Raw genomic sequence first — 20,703 nt, 5'->3', positions numbered from 1 at the left:
AATTACACGATGCATGGAATGTGAAAAATTGGGATGAAGTTGCGCGCATACGTGATATCTTGATGCCAATCCATGACGCGATGTTCTGTGAGCCGTCTCCGGCACCAGCTAAATACGCGGCAGAGTTACTTGGTTTATGTTCGGCGCGTGGTCGTTTACCTGTTGTTGAATTGACGGATGCAGGTAAAGCGCAAGTTAAAGCGGCACTTGAAGGTGCAGGTTTGCTTTAAGTGAATTCTTAAGGATTGTTAAGTTATGGCGGGTAAAAATAAAAATGCCAAAAAGAAGGCGGCTTTATTAGCGACGGGAACGGTTGCCCAGAACCGTCGTGCCCGACATGACTATTCCATCGAAGAAACCGTGGAATGCGGCATTGTCTTGGCGGGAACGGAGGTTAAATCCTTGCGTTCTGGTACTGTTTCTTTGTCTGATGCCTTTGCGGCGCCAAAAGATGGTGAGTTATGGCTTCAAAATGTGCATATTGGTGAATATCCAAATGCACATCAAAAGATGCAACATAAGCCAAAGCGTGATCGCAAATTATTGGTGAAACGTAAAGAATTAGATCGCCTGTCAGGTTTAGTACGTCGTGACGGTATGTCTTTGATTCCAATGTCACTTTATTTTAACGATCGTGGTATCTGTAAGCTATCTTTAGGTTTGGCTAAGGGTAAGAAAAGCGTTGATAAACGTGAATCTATCAAAGAGCGTGACTGGAAGAAAAAGCAAGGTCGCTTGATGAGAGAGTTAGGTTAATAATTATGCTTAGCCTTCAATATATTTCTTTATATCTTTAAAAACGTCTTCGAACATTTCTGGCGTTAAGCGTCTTGTATTCAGATTATAGCGAGAGCAATGATAGCTGTCGAAAAGGGTAATGCCGTTGTCGAGTGTTACTTTTGCATTATGTGCAAATTTTGCATGTGATTTCTTATATCCCAATGCTTTTAATGCATTGTTATGACTAACAGTGCCTAAGCACATGATGGCTTTTAGATTGCTCATGGCCTCTATTTCATCTTTTAGAAAGGGTAGGCAGTTATTCATCTCAACACCTGTGGGTCGATTTTCTGGCGGCACACAACGTACAGCATTTGAGATGCGACAATTGATAAGTTCTAGTTTATCATCAGGATTGTTTTCGAATTTTCCATTAGAAAATCCATATTTCTCTATCATTTCAAATAATAAAATACCTGACATATCCCCGGTGAATGGACGTCCAGTGGTATTAGCCCCGTGAAGACCCGGGGCTAAACCAAGTATTAAGACTTCTGATTTAATACTTCCAAAACTGCGCACAGGCCCATTATGCCATTCAGGATGTTCAATCCGTTGAAAATCAATATAGGATTTCAATCTAGGGCATATATTGCAGTCATGATCTGGGAAATTGGGTTCCATTTAATCTCCCTTATTTGGATTTTTTAAATACTTGTTTACTTGTAAAGGCAATAACCCCTATTGCGCTGAAATACATTATTAGTTGGAAAGTAAGCGTTGTATTCTTAGAAAAAACATCAAAAACTATTATATTTTCAGGTGTTTGGTCATTAATATTTGCTAAATAGTGTAATGTGGACTGCCCTTTTGTTAATGCAATCATATTTCCAATGGCAAATAGTGAGTATCCAAGTATAAAAGCGATGACCTCTTCTTTTGTTAGATTATCAGCGTTTTTTCGTGATATTATAAAACCAATCACTCCAAGAGTAACTGCCGAATAATATGCCCATAAATCATTAACAATTGAAATCTGTGCTTGAACTAGTTTTACCGTTTCTATTATTTCTTTTTCTAACATTCTCTTCCCCTTTCTGCCTTCCCTGAGTTAGACACACTTTTCGATCGCATCAATTCTTGAATGTAGAACTCATGATCCCAACCATATCTAACTTTATTCCAATCATCGAACTCATCTGTGTTGTTAAATTTCAACATTTTTTGTGACTTCAAAATTAGAGAATTTTCACTACCGATTAAGTTACGGAGTTTCCAAATTTCATTGATAGCCGATCTAGTTGATGCGGCCGAGCCATATCCAATACCATCGTCAATAAATTTAAGAACAGCATCCATAATTTTTTCCTTAATTGAACTACTTGTATTCTGTTCCAATTTGCTCTGAGATCAATGATGATATGTTTGTTGAGCGCCTTAAGTCTTTGAATATGTGAGGCGTTTAAATTAGTTCAGAGTAGTTTCAAAAATAGATTTTCAACATATAGGATTTGTTCGTTTGAAATAAGGAAGTTTATAAACGCTCCACACTTCGATCAATTTCGATTTGTTCGATGTTGCCGTTAACTTCTTCGATTATATCAACATCGTCATAATCTTTGGTGTGGTCGCGTTTGATTTCCGCGGAGGGTTGCGGCGGATCATCATAATCGCTTTCATCAATATCATGAAAGTTGCGTGCAATTTTTTTAGCGATCCGTTTTAAGTCGACGAAACCATCGGCCTGACGACGTAATTCGTCAGCAATCATTGGCGGGTTTGACTTGATTGTGCTGACAACGGTGACACGTACGCCTTTTCGTTGAACCGCCTCAACTAAGCGACGGAAATCGCCATCCCCGGAAAATAGAATTACATGATCAAGATGTTTTGACATTTCTAATACATCAATCGCCAATTCCATATCCATATTGCCTTTGACCTTGCGGCGGCCTTGGGCATCTGTGAATTCTTTCGCAGGCTTGGTTACCATAGTATATCCATTGTAATCCAACCAGTCGACTAGGGGACGAATAGGAGAGTATTCCTGATCCTCAAATAGAGCCGTATAATAGAAAGCACGAATAAGTTGCCCTTGGCTGCGAAAATGGGCAAGCAGTTTCTTATAGTCGATATCAAAGCCAAGTGTGCGTGCAGCTGAATATAGATTTGCGCCATCAATAAACAATGCAACACGTTCCTGTGTATAAATGTTTAAAGCCATAATAATTTAATCAACTTTCTGTAAAAATCTGTATGTCAAAAAAGAAAAATGCTCTTTAGAATATTAGTTTTTGCTTTATTGAATGACAAATCATTGGTTTATATGAAAAATTCAAAAAAGATTTAATAAATGAAGACTAGCACAACGAAGAAACAGGGCAACAGAAAAAGTTAGTTTAAGCCACTTTTTGTGGAATTTAATTATGAGTGTGACTATTTTTGAGTAATAGTATTTCTTTTTTATGTTTGTAAAAAATGAGCTTGAAAAGGGAGGGGGATAGCACTATATTCCAGCCTCCCTGCCAAGTTTGTCTTTGTGGGGCGAAAGCTTTTGCCGTAGTATTGTTCAAAATCGGCTGCGAAAGAGAATTGAAAATATTGTTTTTTCTGATTTCTGCTTTGCGCTATTTTGAAAAAAATGCTTTGATAAATTGATGTTAAATATACAGAAGGGTTGTCCCAGATGGCACGCGTAACAGTCGAAGATTGCGTTGAAAAAGTTCCTAACCGTTTTGATTTGGTGATGCTTGCTGCACAGCGCAGCCGCGAAATCAACAATGGTGCGTTGCTAACCGTTGAACGCGACCGCGATAAGAACCCAGTTGTAGCTTTACGTGAAATTGCTGAAGAGACAGTTGAACTAGACGGCTTGTCTGAAGGCGTTGTGAAAGGGTTGCAAAAAGTTGCTGATCTGGATGAGCCTGAAAGCGAAGCAGAATTGATGGAAATTCTTGCTGCACCTGCTGCTGAAGCTGTTGCAGAAGAAGGAGAAGAAGGTGTTGAAGCGAAACCTGTTGAAGAGACAGAGTTGGATGCTTCCATTCGCTTTGAAGACGTGGATATTCCAAACGTAGAAGATTAATGCATAAATCAAGTTACCCTCCGAAACCGTCTTTTAATGTCCTGACTTTCGGGATTGGTATTACAGAGGGGGCTTGGTAATGCTGCGACAATACGAACTTACCGAACGAGTTTGTAGTTACGACCCTGGCGCGGATGAGGATGCCCTCAACCGCGCTTATGTTTATGCCATGCAAAAACATGGTACCCAGTTGCGTGCATCTGGGGATCCTTATTTCTCCCATCCTGTTGAAGTTGCGGGTTTGCTGAGCGAGAAACGCTTGGATGCAGCATCGATCATGACAGGTTTACTGCATGACACGGTAGAAGATACTGATGCAACTTTGGATGAAATTTCTAACCTATTTGGGGATGAAGTTTCCGGTTTAGTTGACGGGGTCACAAAGCTTTCTCAACTTGAACTTCAATCAGAACAAAATAAACAAGCAGAAAACTTCCGTAAGCTTGTTCTTGCGATGTCTAAGGATATCCGTGTTCTGTTAGTGAAGTTGGCTGATCGTCTTCATAATATGTCCACTCTTCACTTCATTAAGAAGGAAGAGAAACGCCGCCGTATTTCACGAGAGACAATGGATATATATGTGCCATTGGCAGAACGTGTCGGTGTGCGGGATTGGAAAGAGCAACTTGAAGAATTAGCTTTTCGGGAACTTAATCCTGATGCGCGTCGTTCAATCCTTAAGCGTTTGGATTTTCTGAATAATGAAGAAGGCGGCCTCATTGACCGTGTGATTAAAGAATTACAAGGCTTGATGGACCAACATGGATTGAATGCCAAAGTGACAGGGCGTCAGAAATCTCCTTATTCTATTTGGCGTAAGATGCAACGACAGAATGTTGGTTTTGAACAACTTTCCGACATTATGGCCTTCCGTGTGATCGTTGAAGATCCAAACGAATGTTATCAGGCCTTAGGTGTTATTCACGGTCAGTATACCGTTGTGCCGGGTCGTTTTAAGGATTACGTATCCTTACCGAAACCAAATGGGTATCAATCTTTACATACAGGTGTGATTGGTCCGGAAAATCAACGAATTGAAATTCAGATTCGTACGCAGCATATGCATGAAGTTGCTGAGCTTGGTGTCGCAGCACATTGGGTTTATAAAGGGCAAAGTGGTGGTGAACCGGAGGTGAAACCGGGGCATATCGCCAATAAGGAAGGCAATCAATATCGTTGGCTGCGTGACATGTTAGACATTATGTCCAATGCAGCTGGTCCTGATGAGTTTCTTGAACATACCAAGATGGAAATGTTCTCCGATCAAGTATTTGTATTTACGCCGAAAGGTGATTTACATGCATTGCCTCGGGGGGCGACACCAATTGATTTTGCCTATTCGGTTCATTCCGAAGTTGGTGATCATTGTGTGGCTGCAAAAGTAAATGGTCGTATTGTTCCGTTGCGTACGAAATTACGTAATGGTGATCAGTTGGAGATTTCTACATCAAAGGGGCAAACTCCGAACCCTTCTTGGGAAAGTTTTGTTGTAACTGGTAAGGCGCGTGCTTCCATTCGTCGCTTTATTCGATCCAAACAACGTGAACAATATATCAGTTTAGGTAAGGAAATTCTGGAAAATACTTTCCGACAAGCTGACTATGAATTAACGGAAAAAGCTCTGAAGTCTATTTTGGACAAGCATGGCTCGGATACTATTGAAACTCTGCATGCGCGTATTGGCGAGGGACAGGTAACAGGACGTGAAGTCCTTTATAGTGTTTACCCGGGGGCAAAAGACAGCCAACAAGTGGCAAAGAAAATGCCACAGACCCGTGCGAAGGATTTACCAGCACACGCAATTCCTATTCGCGGTTTGATACCGGGTATGGCATTGCATTATGCGAAATGTTGTCACCCTTTACCAGGGGATCGCATTGTTGGTATCGTCACAACGGGTAAAGGGGTAACGATTCACACTATCGATTGCCGCACTTTAGAGGCGTTTGCGGATATGCCAGAACGATGGATTGATGTGTCTTGGGATATGGATTCAGATGAGAAGTCCAGTTTTGTGGGACGTATCAGTGCTGTCATTTCAAATGAACCAGGGGCGTTAGCATCTTTGACAACAACGATTGGTCGAGATGGTGGTAACATAAATAACTTGAAATTTACCAACCGTGGACAAGATTTCTTCGATATCATGGTGGATGTTGAAGTAACTGATGTAAGACAGCTGAGTAATATTATTGCGGCTTTGAGAGCGTCTTCTGTGGTGAATACAGTTGAAAGATCTCAAGGTTAACTGTCGGTTAGATTACCTGAAATAGGAATAGAAACATGATCATTGGTACAGGTACTGACCTTTGTGCAATTCCACGTATTGAGGAAACGCTAAAGAAGTTTGGAGCTCGTTTTTTAGAGCGCCTTTATACTGAACAAGAACAGGCGCGTGCGGAACGTCGCCCCAATAAAAGAGCGGATCGCTATGCGCAAATGTTTGCAGCGAAAGAGGCATGTTCTAAAGCTTTGGGAACGGGATTTCGTGAGGGTGTTTTCTGGCGTGACATGGAAGTTGTACCGGAACCAAGTGGAAAGCCAACTATGCGATTGCATGGCGGAGCTTTAAAACGGATGATGAGTTTGATACCGGAAGGAATGGAACCACAGGTAGATGTGTCCTTAACAGATGAAGCTGGTTTGGCACATGCGATGGTGATTATTTCAGCAAACCCCAAAACATAAACAGATAAAAGGGTTTGAACCTGCATTGACAGGTCTTATATGAACACTCATAACCCTTTTATATGAATTGAACATGTTATTGATTTTAAGTTAGAGAAAACGAATGGCAAAAATGTCTAGCAATACTTCTGAAGAGCAAAAAGAGAATGGTCTTATAGCTGAAGCATGGGACACACTGAAGACGGTCTTTTGGGCTTTGGTCATTGCAATTGTTTTCAGAACATTTTTGTTTGAACCCTTTAATATTCCATCGGGTTCCATGTATCCAAACTTGATGGTTGGTGACTATATGTTCGTAAATAAATCTTCATATGGTTATAGTAAATATAGTTTCCTTTTTGGTTTTCCTCCATTTGAGGGACGTGTAATGGGAAGTGAACCAGAGCGCGGTGATGTCGCAGTTTTTCGTAATCCAAAACAAGATGGTGTGGATTATGTGAAGCGTATTGTCGGTTTGCCGGGAGATCGCATTCAGGTAAAAGCCGGTGTTTTGCATATTAATGGTGAAGCTGTGAAACGCCGCCGTATCGAAGATTATGTGATCAATCCGGAGACACCTTTCCCGAAGAGTATAAAACAATATGTTGAAACTTTACCAAATGGAAAGAGTTACAATATTTTAGAGGAAACTGACACAGCTTATCTGGATAACACCAAGGTATTTATTGTTCCCGAAGGCCATTATTTTGGCATGGGAGATAACCGTGATAACTCTTCTGATAGTCGGGTGTTATCATCTGTTGGTTATATTCCGTTTGATAATTTGGTCGGGCGTGCGACGAATTTATTCTATTCGGCGGATAGTCGTGTGAAATGGTATCTGCCGTGGACATGGTTTATTGGTACACGATATGACCGATTGTTACATTCTGTAGACTAGGAAATTTTTGAGTATGTCTGTAGATTACGCTCCGTTTTTTGAGGCTCTTGGTGTTACCCTTTCTGATGAGAAAAGATTAACACGGGCTTTAACACATAAAAGCGCAAGCCATGGTCGGGATTTAGGCTATGAACGTCTTGAGTTTTTAGGAGATCGTGTACTTGGTCTTTGTGTTGCCGATATGTTGATGAAAGCATTTCCTAAAGAACCAGAGGGGGCATTGTCTCGTCGTCTTAATGCGTTAGTGCGTCAGGAAACTTTGGCGGAAGTTGCGTTAGAAATTTCTTTACCGAACTATGTTATTTTGGGTAAAGCAGAAGAAGAAAGTGGTGCGAGACATAACCCGGCGATTCTTTCTGATATTGTGGAAGCTGTGATTGCGGCAATTTATAAAGAACAAGGTTTGGAAGAAGCACGTAAGTTCATCCATAAATATTTGGAAAAACGCTTAGAAAACACTGCCAAACCGCCGAAAGATGCAAAATCTGCATTACAAGAATGGGCTATGGCACGCAAAATGCCCTTGCCTGCATATACCATGACAGATCGTAGCGGACCGGATCATGCGCCAATTTTTACCATTGAAGTAGCTTTGCCGGGACGCGAAGCTGTGTCTGCGCAAGGTGAAACCAAACGTGTTGCTGAACAAAAAGCGGCGACAACTATGTTAGAAAAATTAACTGCTGAATAAGCTTGTAAGGAATTTAAAATTATGACAATGCCGGAAAATAGTCGCGCGGGTTTTGTTGCGCTAATCGGGGCACCAAATGCTGGTAAATCCACATTGTTAAATCGTTTTGTGGGAACCAAGGTTTCTATTGTTACTCATAAGGTACAAACAACCCGAAGCCGTGTGCTTGGGGTGGTGATTGAAGATGATGCGCAAATCGTGTTTGTGGATACGCCGGGTATCTTTGCGCCAAAGCGCCGTTTGGATCGTGCCATGGTGCGTGCTGCTTGGGATGGGGCAAAAGATGCAGATGTTGTGGTCCTGATGGTAGATGCAATGGTTGGCCTGAAAGACGAGGTTAAAGCAATTATCCAAAATCTACAGGAAAATAACCGTAAAGCCGTCTTGGCGTTAAACAAAATTGATAAAGTGAAACGTGAAGAGTTATTAACGTTAACTGCTGAACTAGATGAATCAGGTGTTTTCACTGATATCTTTATGATCTCTGCTCTGAATGGAGACGGGGCTAGTGATTTGTTGAAACTCCTGTGTGAGAAAATCCCGCAAAGCCCATGGTTATTCCCAGAGGATCAGATTACGGATATGCCATTACGTATGATGGCGGCTGAGGTAACTCGTGAAAAACTGTTTATAAATGTCCATCAAGAATTACCATATGAATTAGCGGTGGAAACTGAGACTTGGGAAGAGTTTAAAAACGGCAGTGTGAAAATTGAACAAACCGTTTATGTACGTCGTGAAAGTCAACGTAGTATCATTCTGGGCAAAGATGGTCAGCGTATTAAAAAGATCGGCGCAGATGCGCGTGAAGAGCTAACAGAAATGTTTGGGCGCAAGGTACATTTGTTCCTATATGTAAAAGTGCGTGAACGCTGGGAAGAAAATTCTAATTTCTACATGCAATGGGGATTAGAGTTTAACGCTTAACTTCTCTTGGTCAGTTATAAAAGGTTTTGGTGGAGTTACCCGTGAAGGAGCTCCACTTTTGCTTTTTGCTGTGCTTCCAGATGGTCATAGGCGACAAAACCATCTGTATTCTTCGCTTGCTTTTTTAAATAGGCAAGTTTTTCACCGATCTGGTCCATTTGATCTACTGAGGCTGAGGCAGGTAGCATTAATACAGCTGCGGCACAGGATAACATCGCAAATTTACGGAAAAGGCCATCACGATCTTTGGCAAGGATATAGCCTTTTTCTCGATCTTCCTTGGCATAAAAGCTTTCAACATCCTCGTTAAATGAAGCAATAACTTTTCTAACTTTTAGTAATACAGTTTCCTGATCTTTGTCAGAGAAGCCTGCAAAGAAGTCGTCACCGCCAACATGCCCTAAAAATGCTCCTTCCTGAACAAGGTGCTTTTTCATGATGTCTGCGAATAACAAGATTGCGCGATCACCTTGGCGGAAACCATAATGATCGTTAAAGGGTTTGAAATTGTTAAAATCGAAATAGGCTAGGCCATGTGTGCCTGTGGATTGAGTATTTAATATCTTACCAACAAAATCGTTGATGGAATTATTTCCGGGTAACTTGGTTAATGGATTCTGGTCTTGTGCCTGAACAAGGCGTCGTTCATTGATGATTTGCAATAGCGAATGGTTGCTCAAAAAACCAAGATATTTGAAATTACGACTGATCATAATCCCTTCAGGAATGTCATTAGTCGCATAGATGTGCAGGATTTCATCAAGGCTCTGATCAATATCCGCGATTGGACATCGGGTAATGAAATCAATAACACGATGCCCTATACCGCGATTGTTTAGTAAGGCATGCCCGAAGCGGTTATATATATATCCCTTCAGTACCGATTCACGCAAAATGCCGCGTGCTTCGCCTTTTTCATCCACGACAGGAAAAAAGACGCGATCAGGGTTGTTTTTAAACATTTCCAGCACATCTTGGATCTGATCATATTCCCGAATAACTGTATTCTGATGTTCTAAATGTTCTTCAACATTTGATGCGATTTGTTTTCTATTCCGACGGTCATCATTATTAAGTTTGGTGATGATTGGATAATAGGTCTTCACCTTGTCATGATCCAGCTGGGGGCGAGAAATCAGATAACCTTGCACCAGATCACAACCAAGTTCTCTGCAGAAATTGAAATCCTGTACACGCTCAACACCTTCCGCAATCACATGGATTCCCAAAGCATGAGACATATTTACCATATTAGAAACCAAAAGACGTTTTTTCTGGTCTTCAGCCAATCCATCAATAAAAAACCGATCAATCTTTAGATAGTCAGGCTGGTAATCATAAAGCATTTTAAGTTCAGAAAAACCACGACCATAATCATCTAGGGCGAGACGGAAATTCTGCTGCCTGCAACGTGCCAGAATATCTGTAATATGTTTAGCTTCGCTATTGTTATAAAGCTCAGACATTTCAAGGCATAGGCTGTCACGGGGTAAATTATATGTCTGAAGTAGCTTTGCAGTACTATCTGGATGATAGTCAGGGGACTCAAAAGTGCGTCCATCCATATTGAAGAAAAGTCGCATATTTTCCGAACCATCAATGCTCGCAAAACCGTGTAAAGCTTTTTGACGAAGAATAACATCTGCTTGATGAAGGACGCCTTGATCCCAAGCATAGTCGAAGAAATTTTGAATAGATTGGAAACCTAATTCGCTTTGACCACGCAGTAACGCTTCATAGCCATAAGTTGTGCCTGTGTGAATATCTACGATTGGCTGAAAAGCATATTTGATGTGGCGTTTAATGCCGTTGAGAAATGCTTGGTGGTCTAGATTTTCCATTAGTCATACATCTCTGATCTTTTTGGCAGGCATAAATATCAAGTTGGAATGACTCTTAAACTAAATATTGGTTACAGAATTATTAAATAAGTGTTGGTTTTATTTATTAGATTTCCTTTAAGTTCTTCTTATTTTTAAGTTATAATTATGTATTGAAACTGGACACTGTCTATCAGATCACTTATTTAGCTATTGGAATGCAGGACGGGATTAACAAAAAAGAAAAAGGGGCCGATCATGCCAATTACAATTGATCGTTTAGACCATTTTGTTTTGACTGTTGCGGATATTGACGCAACTTGTGACTTTTACGAACGTGTTTTAGGAATGCGTCGTGAGATATTTAACGACGGTCGTGTTGCCTTGCATTTTAACCGACAAAAAATCAATCTTCATGAAAAAGATAATGCGGGTGTAGAACAACTACCTGCACGTCCTAATACAGGCAGTGCAGATGTATGTTTTATTACAACCCAACCGATGGAAACCGTGATCGCGCATTTGGAAACATCACTTGTACCTGTTTTAGAAGGCCCCGTTCTAAGAACCGGCGCAAAAGGTCCTATCACATCTGTTTATTTCCGTGATCCGGATGGAAATCTGATTGAAGTTTCAAAATATAATGAAAGATAAAAAAAAGGTGCGATTATCGCACCTTTGTTACATCCGGTTCACCTAGTATTGGATTGTCTGCTTTATCCTTATTGCCAAATGGGATGATACGATAAAAGCAATTTTCATATCCCACATGGCAACAGCCACCATCACCACCAGGTATCACAGATAACACAATGGCATCCTGATCACAGTCAGTGCGCATTTCTTTGACCACTTGAACCTGTCCACTGGTTTTTCCTTTATGCCAGATTTCATCACGTGAGCGGCTATAATAAACGGCTTCTCCCAACTCAATAGTCATATGAAGAGCTTCGGCATTCATATAGGCAACCATCAATACGTCTTTGGTCTCCGCATGGGTTGTGATAACGGGGATTAGACCATTTTCATCAAACCTTGGGGCGAGAATGTTACCTTCCTCTAGCTCCGCTTTGGAGAGGGAAGAGTTGTCCGGGAAACTCATCTTTTCATTCCTATTAAGTAAGAGATGGACGCAACTTACGTAAAGTTACCCGCTAATGTAAAGCTTTCTCCACCCATTCTTTCTTTAAATCGCGCGAGACCGGGATTTTTTTCGGGTTCTATGCCGCCAAGATCAAAATTGGTGATCCCTTTATTTTTGAGATGCAATATTGATTTCCAAAGCAATAAGTTCATTGCATTAAATTTTTTGCCAGTCTCATCTGCATAGGAAAGCTGATAAGTTGCCGATTGTCCATGAAGTTGGATCAAAACCGCAGCACAGGGTTTTCGATTGTACTGAATAGATACAACCATCTTTTTACTATCAGGTAGTTTGAAGTATACAGCAGGTGGCATTGCGTCATAGCCTATCGTGTTTTGTTGCTCCGTTACATGCTGTAATAACCAAGTTTGAGCGTTAGCATCTTCCATGAAATCGAGATTTTCATGTTCTGCTTTTGAAAGTTGATTACGCCATTTGCTATGTAAGTCTTTACGTAAATCATCTTCGGATTTGCGCAAATCAACCCAGATGGATTGATAGCCGCTTAAAACCTTGTGCAAGCCATTTTTACTGAGTTCGCGATTAACGGCCTCACTGTCAGGCAGTTCAGGCATCAGATCGGTCATATAGCCTTTCAACAGAGATTTTCTTTGTTTAATTTTAAGAAGGATATCCATCAATTCATCCGGCATTGGTGGTTTTGAAAAGATCGGGCCCCGGATCAATTTGCGATGTGTCAGGATTTTAAGTTTTGGCACATTGTAAAGTTGGGCTAAACCAATAATCTTATTACCTCGTTTGATGAGGCATCTCTCCAGTCTATTATTAAATTCTTTGGTAAGAATTTCAGCCATATCCCAGTCATGGAAAGCATTACTACGTGGGATTCTATCCAAACAATCTTCCCAATCTTGTTGAGAAAACTCTTCCCATTCTAGGTGAATCTTGTTCATCTTATGCCTGTTGAAATTATTTAGGTCTGCACTTTAGGGGAAATCTAATGGCAAAAAAGAAAATAAGCAAAGCCAGTCGTGCAGCTTCTGATAAATTAAAAGGGGAGCAAACGGCAAAAGGGCAAGAAACAGTTTCTGACATTGGTTCCTATTCTGCCCAAAAGCAGAGCTTTCTTGATAAGCCCATTGGTCCGGGATTAAGGCTTACATGGAAAGCCGTCTTCCTGTTTATGTTTATCTGTTTGTTATTAGATATCGGTTTATTCGTTCTTTTCCATTTAGGATTAGATAGTTGTTATGCTGTGTTATGCCTATGGTCTGAACAACAGATCTCGTTACCTCAATAGATTTTAACTAAGGCCTAATCGAGGATACTCGATTGCAGGGCAGCGGTTCATTACCATCTTTAAACCTGCGGCTTCTGCACGATCAGCTGCTTCATGATTGATGATTTCAAGCTGCAACCATGCCACTTTGGCACCTTTCTTAATTGCTTCATCCACAACGCCACCTGCGTCACGACTATTACGAAATACATCTACCAGATCAATGTCACCTGGTACTTGGTCAAGAGACGCATATCCTTTTTGTCCTAAAAGATCTTTATCCGCAAATTTAGGAGAAACAGGAATGACGTCATATCCTTTATCAAGCAGGAATTTAAAAACCCGATAACTTGCCCGTTCAGGCTTGTCGCTGGCGCCGACCAGGGCAATGCGTTTTGTGGTGTTTAAAATATCCGCGATATATGCATCGGAATAGAAATCTTCTTTATGGTTAAAATCCATTTTATTGTCCTGTCCAAATCGGAGGGCGTTTTTCGATAAAGGCCTGAATGCCTTCATCTGCATCTTTGAAACTCATATTTTCTACCATGACTTGGGCGCAATAGTCATAAGCATCAGCCAAATTCATATCATCTTGCTTATAGAAAGCTTCCTTACCTGTTTTTAAAACCAGCGGAGATTTAGAGGCAATTTTTTCAGCAAGATCTATTGTTGCTTGGTCAAGGTTATCAGCTAATACATGATGATTAATTAAGCCAATTTCAACGGCTTTGTCTGCATTTACCATATCGCCCGTGAGCAACATTTCCATAGCATGTTTCTTTGAAACTGCACGACTTAAGGCCACCATTGGGGTTGAGCAAAATAAACCGATATTCACACCGGGGGTGGCAAAACGCGTGTCTGATGCCGCAATCGCCAAATCCGCTGTTGCGACCAGCTGACATCCTGCGGCTGTGGCAATGCCATGGGCTTTAACAATGACAGGTTGTCTAAGATTCACAATAGCTTGCATCATCCGGGAGCAGGTTGTGAAAGTTTTCTCTCTAAATTCAACAGTTGGTGTGGCTTTCATTTCTTTCAGGTCGTGACCTGCACAAAACCCTTTTCCGGCTCCCTGAATAACAACAACGGCAATTTCAGGATTGCGATCTAGCACGTCAAGTTCACATAGAATTGCTTCCATTAGACCAATGGATAAGGCGTTGTAAGCTTCCGCTCTATTCAGCGTTAGATAGGCAACAGCATTTCTGTCTTCCCGTAAAAGAAGATTTTCCTTTGAAACTTCAGATTTTGTCATTAGCTTTCCCTTAACAAGTTACATAAAGCTTAGAACAACAAGAATAAGTTTGAAAGAGAATAGGGGAATGAACGACATGAAAGATATGGCAAAAAAGCCTTCTGCGATTACCGCAGAAGAATTTGAGGTTATTCGCGATAGTGATGCACCATTTACGGATTATTATGATTTCAAAATTGATGATTTACATTATGCGGATTGTCTGACCCGTTTGCCATATGCACAAAAACATGTGCGCCCGGGTGGCACTATTTGTGGACCAGCTATGTTTGCGCTGGCCGATTATTCCATGTGGTTGGCGGTATTATCTGTCGTGGGGAAGGTACCATTGGCGGTGACCACGAGTATGAATATTAACTTCCTAAACAAACCACGCGAAGCTGATCTATTATGTCATACAAAGCTTATCAAAATCGGTAAAAGATTGATGGTTGGTGATATGACCCTTTATGCAGAAGGGGATGACCAACCTTGTGCTCATGTGACGGGTACATATTCTGTTCCACCTCAAAAATAGCGGTATTTAAATACCGTGATCTGAAAAAGAGGCTGTGAAACGCAGAAAATAAGGTAAAATAATTGCGGTATTATAATACCAATTTTATAAGTTATTGTTTTTATTGTGTTTTTAAAATTGAGTTGGGGTTGACTTGCAAAGATAGCTTCTATACAACCCCTCTCCAGAGACGCGGCGCAGTTTGTGCCGCGGTTTTTTATCGAGTTTTAATTTTAATCACAAGCTACAGGATGTGTCATGAAGACTTATTCTATGAAAGCCAGTGAAATCGCTGAAAGCAAGAAATGGATCTTGATCGATGCGGAAGGTCTGGTGCTTGGTCGTCTTGCTGCAGAAGTTGCTAAAATTCTGCGTGGTAAGCATAAACCAACTTTCACACCAAACATGGACTGTGGTGATAACGTTGTTATCATCAACGCTGAGAAGATCGCTGTAACAGGTCGTAAGCTGACAGACAAGAAATTCTACTGGCATACAGGTCACCCAGGCGGTATTAAATCCCGCACAATGGGTCAAATTCTGGAAGGTGAATATCCAGAACGTGCAATCAAAAAAGCTGTTGAGCGTATGGTTCCTCGTGGACCATTGGGCCGTAAGCAAATGAGCAACTTGAAAGTATATGCGGGTACAGAACACCCACATGAAGCTCAAAAGCCTACAGTTCTTGATCTTGCAGCACGCAACTCTAAAAATACACGGGGTTAATCATGGCTGAAGAAACATTGAATGATTTGTCTCAATTGGCTGGCGCTGCAGAAGCTTCTGCAACACCTGCTGAGCCTAAATTGGATGACTTGGGCCGTGCTTATGCAACTGGTCGCCGTAAAGGTGCTGTTGCACGTGTATGGATCAAACCAGGTTCCGGTAAAGTAACTGTAAACGGTCGTGAAATCGAAAACTACTTCGTACGTCCAGTATTGCAAATGATCGTTAACCAACCTTTCGGTCACGTTGAGCGTGAAGGTCAGTTTGACGTTATGGCAACTGTGACAGGTGGTGGTTTGTCCGGTCAAGCTGGTGCATTGCGCCACGGTTTGTCCCGCGCTTTGGTTAATTTCGAACCTGCTCTTCGCGGTGTATTGAAATCCGGCGGCTTCTTGACACGTGACGCTCGTGTTGTTGAACGTAAGAAATACGGTAAAGCAAAAGCTCGCCGTTCCTTCCAGTTCTCCAAACGTTAATCGTTACGTTACAGTCGAACTGTTACGAAAAACCCGCTACCATCTGGTGGCGGGTTTTTTTATTCTAACCAAATGATTTGCTCTTTTCTATCTACTTACTGCTAACTCATGAAGGTGTTGCGATGGATGTTTATGAACTCTCAAATGAAAATGTTTCTATAAATTTTAGCAAAAATGAGGCTATAGTATTTTATTCATGGTTGGCGAAGTTTAATGATCTTGATTTGGAAAAAGATTTTGAAAGCGAAGTTGAACAACAGTTGCTTTGGAATATTGAAGCTTCATTTGAGAAGGTTCTTTCTGAACCATTTATGCAAAATTTTGACGAGATTTTAAAAGATGCACGACATACGTTGAAAATTGAAAAATAGGTTTTAATTAATATCAACGTGAGCGGAATAGAAATTTGTACGATCCAAAAGGAAATGGGAAGGAACGATCGATTGATCGGGTGCGTTTTGTAGAAGCACGACCACCAAAACATTTGAGCGGGATCATACATCGATATCTGGAAATTTATACCGAGAATAGTTTAGCAGAAGAGTATCAATTCCATGCCTTACCAGATGCATGCACATATCTGATTTTTGATCAGCTTAATATAGATGTGGCAGGGGTTACACGTCTAAAAGCATCTTCGGAAGAGCTAAGTCTAGGGAAATCTTTTCATTTTGTGAATGTCAGATTTTTACCGGGTGTTTGGCAACATGATTTGATACCTGTTTCCTATGGATTAGTGAAAGATCCATACCAAGGTGACTTACCGCTTCAAGGCTTGAATAATGAACTTAAAGGACTGCAATTTAGCGATCAACAAAACCTATTGTCGGAATTTGTAGAAGAACTTCTTAAACGAAAGCTGGTAAAAGAAAACATCGTCACGCAAAAGATTTTCGAACAGCTTGAGGATATTCATTCAGTTGCTGATATGGCAGAGGTCGCTGAGCTATCCGCAAGACAGCTACAACGGGTCTTAAAGGCAAGTACGGGATTTGCGCCACATGATTTTCTTAAGGTTTTACGTTTACAGCAGTCACTTTTAGGGGAGCCATCTCTGTCTTACGCAGATCAATCTCATTTTATTCATTCATTCAAAAAAGCGACTGGTTATACACCGGCAAGATATTCCAAAAAGTTTGATGTCTGATATCTACAATACGACGTGAAAACTGTTTGATATAGCAAAGGCATATTTAACGTTAATGGAGTTAAAAATGTCTAAAATGAATGCAATTGGATGGTTTGATATATATGTGGATGATTTGGATCGGGCCGTTAGTTTTTATGAAACCATTTTAAACTGTAAACTGGAACCTTTAGGGGATCCGAGAGGGGAAATTCAGATGATGAGTTTTCCGGCGGATATGAGCACTTATGGTGCGGGTGGCGCATTATCGAAATCTGTACATGCCAAACCTGGTGTAGGCGGCACTGTCGTTTATTTTGCTGCTGATGATTGTGCAGATGTGGAGGCGCGTGTTTCTTCCGCAGGCGGCGAAGTAATCCGTCCAAAATTTTCAATCGGTGAATTTGGTTGGGTTTCTTTATGTAAGGATACAGAGGGGAATATCTTTGGCGTGAGTTCTATGAAGTGATTTATCGATAGCTTTTTAGTTATGAAAACGTCACCTATTGGTGGCGTTTTTTATTGTTTAAACTGAATTTAGCGATAGGTTGTCTGTTCAGAATATGTAGGGGAAGAATGTGTCGAAAATTCATTTGATTGTTGGTAATGTTGGGGCTGGCAAAAGTACTTATGCTTCTATATTAGCGCAGCAAGAACGCGCGCATATTTTTACCATTGATGACTGGATGGGGAACTTGTTTTGGATGGATGCACCGGAGGAAGAGACATATCAATGGGCATTGGAAAGAACGGTTAGAATCGAAAAACAAATCCTGAAAGAGACGCAGAGTATTGTTTCGTTAGGCGTGCATGTGATCTTGGATATGGGCTTTTTTTCAAAGGAACAACGCCGCCGAGTGATAGAAGCGTTTGATCCTGAGCCAAATGAAATCCTTGTTCATTATCTGGATGTTGATCAAGAAACGCGCTGGCAACGGGTTGAAAAACGAAATCTTGAGAAAACCGGAACTTATCGCTTTGAGGTGCCGCGGGAAATTTTTGATTTCTGTGAGACAATATTTGAGCCTTTAACATCTGAAGAACTTCCCCAAGATGTAGAACTGATTGAAATTCAACCCTAAAAAAATATCGGAATACCTTTTCATAAAGCTTGATTAATTGGAATTCTTCGGCTGAGATAACCACGCTATGCAACATAAAAAGAAATCTGAATTGCAGGTGGGGTTAAAAAAGAACGAAAATGACGAAGCCGGATTATAGCCATTTAACAATCATTGAAACGCCAGACGAATTAAAACTATATGATCTTGTTCCCAATCCGATCTGGGTTTTTGATCTGGATAAGCATGGATGGTGGTGGGGAAACACAGAAGCCATAAAATTCTGGGGGTTGGAAACGGTTGATGATCTGATCAACAAGGATCTATCTGGTGATACTGATGGGGCCAGGAAGCGGATGGAACAAACTTTTGACCTTGCCGTGAAAGAAGGTCTTACCGTTGACCCCTGGACCACATATCCAAATGGAAAACCCAAAACATTATTTATGAAGCATCGCGCAGCATTGTTAGGGCCGGAACGTCATCGTGGCATTATTGCCTATATCCACGAAGACGTGAATTTAGGGGAGCAGCCGGAGAATTTATTACTTGTGGAAGCCATGCGCTACACCACGGTGATGGTGACCAGCTTTACCTTGGAAGGGGAAAGCGTTATTGAAAATCCGGCGGCAACCGAAGCCTATAAACATTTAAATGACGTATCATACGAAGAAGATGTCACAGACTTTACCGCACGTTTTGAAACTCATGAAGAAGGTTTAGCCTGTTTTAAACGTGCAAGAGAAGAAGAGGGCGGGCGATGGGAATATCGCATGCGTACCTCTGCAGGCATACGTACACATATGCTGGATATCCGCATGACCCGCCATCCGTTAACCGGGGATTTTTTGGTCTTGATGGCGGAATATGATGTGACGCCACTGAAAATTGCCTTAGAGGAAGCGCGTTTGGCGGAAGCGGAACTTCATATGCTTGCCCACTATGATGCACTTACAGGCCTACCGAGTTTACGTTTGTTTCAGGAAAATGTTACCAAATTAATGGCTCTTGCCTCACGTGAAAATGAAAAATTAGCTGTGATGTTTATTGATTTAGATGGATTTAAAGATGTCAATGATACCTACGGCCATGACATAGGTGATGCTGTTTTGAAAGCTGTTGCAGACAGATTGAAATCCTGTATTCGGGATGCTGATATCGTCTCACGTATTGGCGGAGATGAGTTTATACTTTTACAAACGGGTGTAAAAGATATGGACGCTGTATCCGCATTAGCAGAAAAAATTACTGATAGTTTTGTACCCAAGATAGATATCAAGGGGCAGAAAGTTACAATTGGTGCAAGTGTGGGCGTGGCACTCTACCCTGACCATGGGGCGGATTCAGAAAAGCTGATACGTGAGGCAGACCAGCGTATGTATACAGTTAAGAAGTCAGGTAAAAACAATTACTTGATTGCGTCATAAGTGAATTATGATTCCTTGTTTTCGACCAAAACCATCGGATCGGCAGAGACGGCCTTTTCTACATTTCGCAAAGACAGTAGGAATAAAGAAAACAATTCGGCGTAAGTGGTGATATCAAGTTTGCGATAAATGGCTTTTCGATGGTTTTTAACTGTGCCAATGGTGATGTCCATAAGGTGGGCAATATTTTTATTATCATTTCCCTGTAATATTAAGGTTACGACTTTCTGTTCTTTTGATGTCAGAATGGATTTTGCAAAAGTCTCTAGACCAGTATCCAGAATATCATTAATATTTCTTGTATGGCTCTCACTAGATAGTTTACGACTTAATACGCGCCAATGTGATTTTAACATTGCGATGACTATTTTCTCATAAGCCAAGAGAAATTCCATATCTGCTCGGGAAAATAGTCGCTGATTTCGCCGCCTAACCATACTTAGGGTTAGGGCTCTGTTATCTTCCAGAATACAGATGAAACCAACTTCATCTATCACTTCTGTTTGAACATAATAGTCTTGATAAAATTTGGATTTCTTAAATGACACCGTGTGGAAATCATCCATGGTATAGGATTTTGATATGGGAGTGTCTTGTTGCTGACAATATTGCCAAACGGGGTCAAGTTTATAAGGGCCTTTGAGATAACGGGCTGTATAGATGTCATATTCTTCAGGCGGGCAATTATCATAGACAGGAATTGGACGCAGATCTCCAAAAACTGCATCAACGCTTAATCTGTCAAAGTTGATATGACTTTTGAGAAAACTTGTCAGGTTTTCAAAAAAGCCAATATCACCGATAGAGGCGGTCACATGCGCTAATTTATCTAATATATCTTTCACGATTTTTAGTACTTAAATTATATCCCTTTAGGGATATATCATTTACAAAGCGCCCTATCTACCTTCTTTGCAAATAAAAGAAATAGAAAA

Annotated in this window: 28 protein-coding genes; 18 read left to right on the top strand and 10 right to left on the bottom strand. The window is 40.9% G+C overall.

All coding sequences use genetic code 11. The features are described 5' to 3' along the window. Together ACOQOA_RS05520 and smpB are read left to right on the top strand one after the other, a co-directional pair. Nucleotides 1-230, top strand: a 230-nt coding sequence (locus tag ACOQOA_RS05520; protein ID WP_420547647.1) for a dihydrodipicolinate synthase family protein, incomplete at its 5' end; no start/stop codon positions are given. 25 nt (nucleotides 231-255) lie between these two features. Further along, nucleotides 256-756 (top strand): SsrA-binding protein SmpB, encoded by a 501-nt coding sequence (gene smpB / locus ACOQOA_RS05515; protein ID WP_420547646.1) that lies wholly within the window; start codon nucleotides 256-258, stop codon nucleotides 754-756. A 9-nt stretch (nucleotides 757-765) separates the two neighbouring features. Here smpB and ACOQOA_RS05510 read toward each other — a convergent pair whose 3' ends face one another. The 4 genes from ACOQOA_RS05510 to ACOQOA_RS05495 all read right to left on the bottom strand — a co-directional run bounded on the left by ACOQOA_RS05510 (nucleotide 766) and on the right by ACOQOA_RS05495 (nucleotide 2,944). Then, a complete protein-coding gene (locus ACOQOA_RS05510) occupies nucleotides 766-1,404 on the bottom strand; it encodes a uracil-DNA glycosylase (RefSeq protein ID WP_420547645.1) in 639 nt (212 codons plus the stop codon). 10 nt (nucleotides 1,405-1,414) lie between these two features. Beyond that, nucleotides 1,415-1,804, bottom strand: coding sequence for a hypothetical protein (locus ACOQOA_RS05505; protein WP_420547644.1), 390 nt, complete (start codon nucleotides 1,802-1,804; stop codon nucleotides 1,415-1,417). Further along, the gene (locus ACOQOA_RS05500; protein ID WP_420547643.1) at nucleotides 1,798-2,079 is read right to left on the bottom strand and encodes a hypothetical protein; all 282 of its coding nucleotides are present in this window, start codon (nucleotides 2,077-2,079) and stop codon (nucleotides 1,798-1,800) included. Before ACOQOA_RS05500 ends, ACOQOA_RS05505 begins: the two co-directional genes overlap by 7 nt. Before the next feature lie 175 nt (nucleotides 2,080-2,254). Further along, the gene (locus tag ACOQOA_RS05495; protein WP_420547642.1) at nucleotides 2,255-2,944 is read right to left on the bottom strand and encodes an NYN domain-containing protein; all 690 of its coding nucleotides are present in this window, start codon (nucleotides 2,942-2,944) and stop codon (nucleotides 2,255-2,257) included. 462 nt (nucleotides 2,945-3,406) lie between these two features. Between ACOQOA_RS05495 and rpoZ the strand changes: the two genes are divergently transcribed. From rpoZ to era, 6 genes are all read left to right on the top strand, one after another. Continuing rightward, nucleotides 3,407-3,805 carry a DNA-directed RNA polymerase subunit omega gene (rpoZ, locus tag ACOQOA_RS05490; RefSeq protein WP_420547641.1) on the top strand — a complete coding sequence of 133 codons (399 nt, stop codon included), beginning with the start codon at nucleotides 3,407-3,409 and terminating at the stop codon, nucleotides 3,803-3,805. 79 nt (nucleotides 3,806-3,884) lie between these two features. Beyond that, on the top strand, nucleotides 3,885-6,053 hold the full coding sequence (locus ACOQOA_RS05485) for a RelA/SpoT family protein (protein ID WP_420547640.1): 2,169 nt from the start codon (nucleotides 3,885-3,887) through the stop codon (nucleotides 6,051-6,053). A gap of 35 nt (nucleotides 6,054-6,088) precedes the next feature. Then, complete coding sequence (acpS, locus tag ACOQOA_RS05480; RefSeq protein WP_420547639.1) at nucleotides 6,089-6,493, top strand: holo-ACP synthase; 405 nt, start codon at nucleotides 6,089-6,091, stop codon at nucleotides 6,491-6,493. A 103-nt stretch (nucleotides 6,494-6,596) separates the two neighbouring features. Then, on the top strand, nucleotides 6,597-7,373 hold the full coding sequence (gene lepB / locus ACOQOA_RS05475; protein ID WP_420547638.1) for a signal peptidase I: 777 nt from the start codon (nucleotides 6,597-6,599) through the stop codon (nucleotides 7,371-7,373). Nucleotides 7,374-7,386: 13 nt separating this feature from the next. Beyond that, complete coding sequence (gene rnc, locus ACOQOA_RS05470; protein WP_420547637.1) at nucleotides 7,387-8,064, top strand: ribonuclease III; 678 nt, start codon at nucleotides 7,387-7,389, stop codon at nucleotides 8,062-8,064. A gap of 27 nt (nucleotides 8,065-8,091) precedes the next feature. After that, a complete protein-coding gene (era, locus tag ACOQOA_RS05465) occupies nucleotides 8,092-8,991 on the top strand; it encodes a GTPase Era (protein WP_420547653.1) in 900 nt (299 codons plus the stop codon). A 35-nt stretch (nucleotides 8,992-9,026) separates the two neighbouring features. On the opposite strand, the gene ACOQOA_RS05460 is transcribed toward era, so the two are convergent. Next, on the bottom strand, nucleotides 9,027-10,832 hold the full coding sequence (locus ACOQOA_RS05460) for an EAL domain-containing protein (protein WP_420547636.1): 1,806 nt from the start codon (nucleotides 10,830-10,832) through the stop codon (nucleotides 9,027-9,029). A 237-nt stretch (nucleotides 10,833-11,069) separates the two neighbouring features. On the opposite strand from ACOQOA_RS05460, the gene ACOQOA_RS05455 reads away from it, so the two are divergent. Further along, nucleotides 11,070-11,465 carry a VOC family protein gene (locus ACOQOA_RS05455; RefSeq protein ID WP_420547635.1) on the top strand — a complete coding sequence of 132 codons (396 nt, stop codon included), beginning with the start codon at nucleotides 11,070-11,072 and terminating at the stop codon, nucleotides 11,463-11,465. A gap of 13 nt (nucleotides 11,466-11,478) precedes the next feature. On the opposite strand, the gene hisI is transcribed toward ACOQOA_RS05455, so the two are convergent. Together hisI and ACOQOA_RS05445 are read right to left on the bottom strand one after the other, a co-directional pair. Further along, entirely contained in the window at nucleotides 11,479-11,913 is a 435-nt protein-coding gene (gene hisI / locus ACOQOA_RS05450) for a phosphoribosyl-AMP cyclohydrolase (RefSeq protein ID WP_420547634.1), read from the bottom strand. A gap of 35 nt (nucleotides 11,914-11,948) precedes the next feature. After that, nucleotides 11,949-12,869: a peptidoglycan bridge formation glycyltransferase FemA/FemB family protein gene (locus ACOQOA_RS05445; protein WP_420547633.1), complete on the bottom strand. Its 921-nt coding sequence runs from the start codon at nucleotides 12,867-12,869 to the stop codon at nucleotides 11,949-11,951. 47 nt (nucleotides 12,870-12,916) lie between these two features. Here ACOQOA_RS05445 and ACOQOA_RS05440 point away from each other — a divergent pair, with 47 nt between their 5' ends. Next, entirely contained in the window at nucleotides 12,917-13,216 is a 300-nt protein-coding gene (locus tag ACOQOA_RS05440; RefSeq protein ID WP_420547632.1) for a hypothetical protein, read from the top strand. A gap of 3 nt (nucleotides 13,217-13,219) precedes the next feature. Here the strand turns inward: ACOQOA_RS05440 and ACOQOA_RS05435 are convergent, their stop codons facing one another. After that, nucleotides 13,220-13,657 carry a CoA-binding protein gene (locus ACOQOA_RS05435; RefSeq protein WP_420547631.1) on the bottom strand — a complete coding sequence of 146 codons (438 nt, stop codon included), beginning with the start codon at nucleotides 13,655-13,657 and terminating at the stop codon, nucleotides 13,220-13,222. 1 nt (nucleotide 13,658) lies between these two features. Continuing rightward, the gene (locus tag ACOQOA_RS05430; protein WP_420547630.1) at nucleotides 13,659-14,456 is read right to left on the bottom strand and encodes an enoyl-CoA hydratase; all 798 of its coding nucleotides are present in this window, start codon (nucleotides 14,454-14,456) and stop codon (nucleotides 13,659-13,661) included. Between the two features lie 67 nt (nucleotides 14,457-14,523). Between ACOQOA_RS05430 and ACOQOA_RS05425 the strand changes: the two genes are divergently transcribed. The 8 genes from ACOQOA_RS05425 (at nucleotide 14,524) to ACOQOA_RS05390 (ending at nucleotide 19,768) form a co-directional block, all read left to right on the top strand. Next, nucleotides 14,524-14,973, top strand: a complete 450-nt coding sequence (locus ACOQOA_RS05425) for a PaaI family thioesterase (protein ID WP_420547629.1) — start codon at nucleotides 14,524-14,526, stop codon at nucleotides 14,971-14,973. Between the two features lie 237 nt (nucleotides 14,974-15,210). After that, nucleotides 15,211-15,678, top strand: a complete 468-nt coding sequence (rplM, locus tag ACOQOA_RS05420) for a 50S ribosomal protein L13 (RefSeq protein WP_420547628.1) — start codon at nucleotides 15,211-15,213, stop codon at nucleotides 15,676-15,678. Nucleotides 15,679-15,680: 2 nt separating this feature from the next. Then, a complete protein-coding gene (gene rpsI, locus ACOQOA_RS05415) occupies nucleotides 15,681-16,154 on the top strand; it encodes a 30S ribosomal protein S9 (protein WP_420547627.1) in 474 nt (157 codons plus the stop codon). Nucleotides 16,155-16,276: 122 nt separating this feature from the next. After that, on the top strand, nucleotides 16,277-16,525 hold the full coding sequence (locus ACOQOA_RS05410) for a hypothetical protein (RefSeq protein WP_420547626.1): 249 nt from the start codon (nucleotides 16,277-16,279) through the stop codon (nucleotides 16,523-16,525). 35 nt (nucleotides 16,526-16,560) lie between these two features. Continuing rightward, entirely contained in the window at nucleotides 16,561-17,301 is a 741-nt protein-coding gene (locus ACOQOA_RS05405) for an AraC family transcriptional regulator (protein ID WP_420547625.1), read from the top strand. A gap of 67 nt (nucleotides 17,302-17,368) precedes the next feature. Continuing rightward, on the top strand, nucleotides 17,369-17,749 hold the full coding sequence (locus ACOQOA_RS05400; protein ID WP_420547624.1) for a VOC family protein: 381 nt from the start codon (nucleotides 17,369-17,371) through the stop codon (nucleotides 17,747-17,749). 109 nt (nucleotides 17,750-17,858) lie between these two features. Next, on the top strand, nucleotides 17,859-18,362 hold the full coding sequence (locus ACOQOA_RS05395) for an AAA family ATPase (RefSeq protein WP_420547623.1): 504 nt from the start codon (nucleotides 17,859-17,861) through the stop codon (nucleotides 18,360-18,362). Between the two features lie 119 nt (nucleotides 18,363-18,481). Then, nucleotides 18,482-19,768: a diguanylate cyclase domain-containing protein gene (locus tag ACOQOA_RS05390; RefSeq protein WP_420547622.1), complete on the top strand. Its 1,287-nt coding sequence runs from the start codon at nucleotides 18,482-18,484 to the stop codon at nucleotides 19,766-19,768. Nucleotides 19,769-19,773: 5 nt separating this feature from the next. Here the strand turns inward: ACOQOA_RS05390 and ACOQOA_RS05385 are convergent, their stop codons facing one another. After that, the gene (locus ACOQOA_RS05385) at nucleotides 19,774-20,613 is read right to left on the bottom strand and encodes a response regulator transcription factor (protein WP_420547621.1); all 840 of its coding nucleotides are present in this window, start codon (nucleotides 20,611-20,613) and stop codon (nucleotides 19,774-19,776) included. Nucleotides 20,614-20,703: the final 90 nt, after the last annotated feature.

It is taken from the genome of Curvivirga sp., assembly GCF_965219885.1.
GTDB lineage: Bacteria > Pseudomonadota > Alphaproteobacteria > UBA8366 > Aestuariispiraceae > Curvivirga.
Note: the sequence above shows the minus strand (reverse complement) of the source record. Positions and strands in the feature narration are given on the sequence as shown.

Bases quoted from the DNA above. Each gene is read 5' to 3' on its own strand.
- smpB (WP_420547646.1), top strand. From the start codon at position 256: ATGGCGGGTAAAAATAAAAATGCCAAAAAGAAGGCGGCTTTATTAGCG.
- ACOQOA_RS05510 (WP_420547645.1), bottom strand. From the start codon at position 1,404: ATGGAACCCAATTTCCCAGATCATGACTGCAATATATGCCCTAGATTG.
- ACOQOA_RS05505 (WP_420547644.1), bottom strand. From the start codon at position 1,804: ATGTTAGAAAAAGAAATAATAGAAACGGTAAAACTAGTTCAAGCACAG.
- ACOQOA_RS05500 (WP_420547643.1), bottom strand. From the start codon at position 2,079: ATGGATGCTGTTCTTAAATTTATTGACGATGGTATTGGATATGGCTCG.
- ACOQOA_RS05495 (WP_420547642.1), bottom strand. From the start codon at position 2,944: ATGGCTTTAAACATTTATACACAGGAACGTGTTGCATTGTTTATTGAT.
- rpoZ (WP_420547641.1), top strand. From the start codon at position 3,407: ATGGCACGCGTAACAGTCGAAGATTGCGTTGAAAAAGTTCCTAACCGT.
- ACOQOA_RS05485 (WP_420547640.1), top strand. From the start codon at position 3,885: ATGCTGCGACAATACGAACTTACCGAACGAGTTTGTAGTTACGACCCT.
- acpS (WP_420547639.1), top strand. From the start codon at position 6,089: ATGATCATTGGTACAGGTACTGACCTTTGTGCAATTCCACGTATTGAG.
- lepB (WP_420547638.1), top strand. From the start codon at position 6,597: ATGGCAAAAATGTCTAGCAATACTTCTGAAGAGCAAAAAGAGAATGGT.
- rnc (WP_420547637.1), top strand. From the start codon at position 7,387: ATGTCTGTAGATTACGCTCCGTTTTTTGAGGCTCTTGGTGTTACCCTT.
- era (WP_420547653.1), top strand. From the start codon at position 8,092: ATGCCGGAAAATAGTCGCGCGGGTTTTGTTGCGCTAATCGGGGCACCA.
- ACOQOA_RS05460 (WP_420547636.1), bottom strand. From the start codon at position 10,832: ATGGAAAATCTAGACCACCAAGCATTTCTCAACGGCATTAAACGCCAC.
- ACOQOA_RS05455 (WP_420547635.1), top strand. From the start codon at position 11,070: ATGCCAATTACAATTGATCGTTTAGACCATTTTGTTTTGACTGTTGCG.
- hisI (WP_420547634.1), bottom strand. From the start codon at position 11,913: ATGAGTTTCCCGGACAACTCTTCCCTCTCCAAAGCGGAGCTAGAGGAA.
- ACOQOA_RS05445 (WP_420547633.1), bottom strand. From the start codon at position 12,869: ATGAACAAGATTCACCTAGAATGGGAAGAGTTTTCTCAACAAGATTGG.
- ACOQOA_RS05440 (WP_420547632.1), top strand. From the start codon at position 12,917: ATGGCAAAAAAGAAAATAAGCAAAGCCAGTCGTGCAGCTTCTGATAAA.
- ACOQOA_RS05435 (WP_420547631.1), bottom strand. From the start codon at position 13,657: ATGGATTTTAACCATAAAGAAGATTTCTATTCCGATGCATATATCGCG.
- ACOQOA_RS05430 (WP_420547630.1), bottom strand. From the start codon at position 14,456: ATGACAAAATCTGAAGTTTCAAAGGAAAATCTTCTTTTACGGGAAGAC.
- ACOQOA_RS05425 (WP_420547629.1), top strand. From the start codon at position 14,524: ATGAACGACATGAAAGATATGGCAAAAAAGCCTTCTGCGATTACCGCA.
- rplM (WP_420547628.1), top strand. From the start codon at position 15,211: ATGAAGACTTATTCTATGAAAGCCAGTGAAATCGCTGAAAGCAAGAAA.
- rpsI (WP_420547627.1), top strand. From the start codon at position 15,681: ATGGCTGAAGAAACATTGAATGATTTGTCTCAATTGGCTGGCGCTGCA.
- ACOQOA_RS05410 (WP_420547626.1), top strand. From the start codon at position 16,277: ATGGATGTTTATGAACTCTCAAATGAAAATGTTTCTATAAATTTTAGC.
- ACOQOA_RS05400 (WP_420547624.1), top strand. From the start codon at position 17,369: ATGTCTAAAATGAATGCAATTGGATGGTTTGATATATATGTGGATGAT.
- ACOQOA_RS05390 (WP_420547622.1), top strand. From the start codon at position 18,482: ATGACGAAGCCGGATTATAGCCATTTAACAATCATTGAAACGCCAGAC.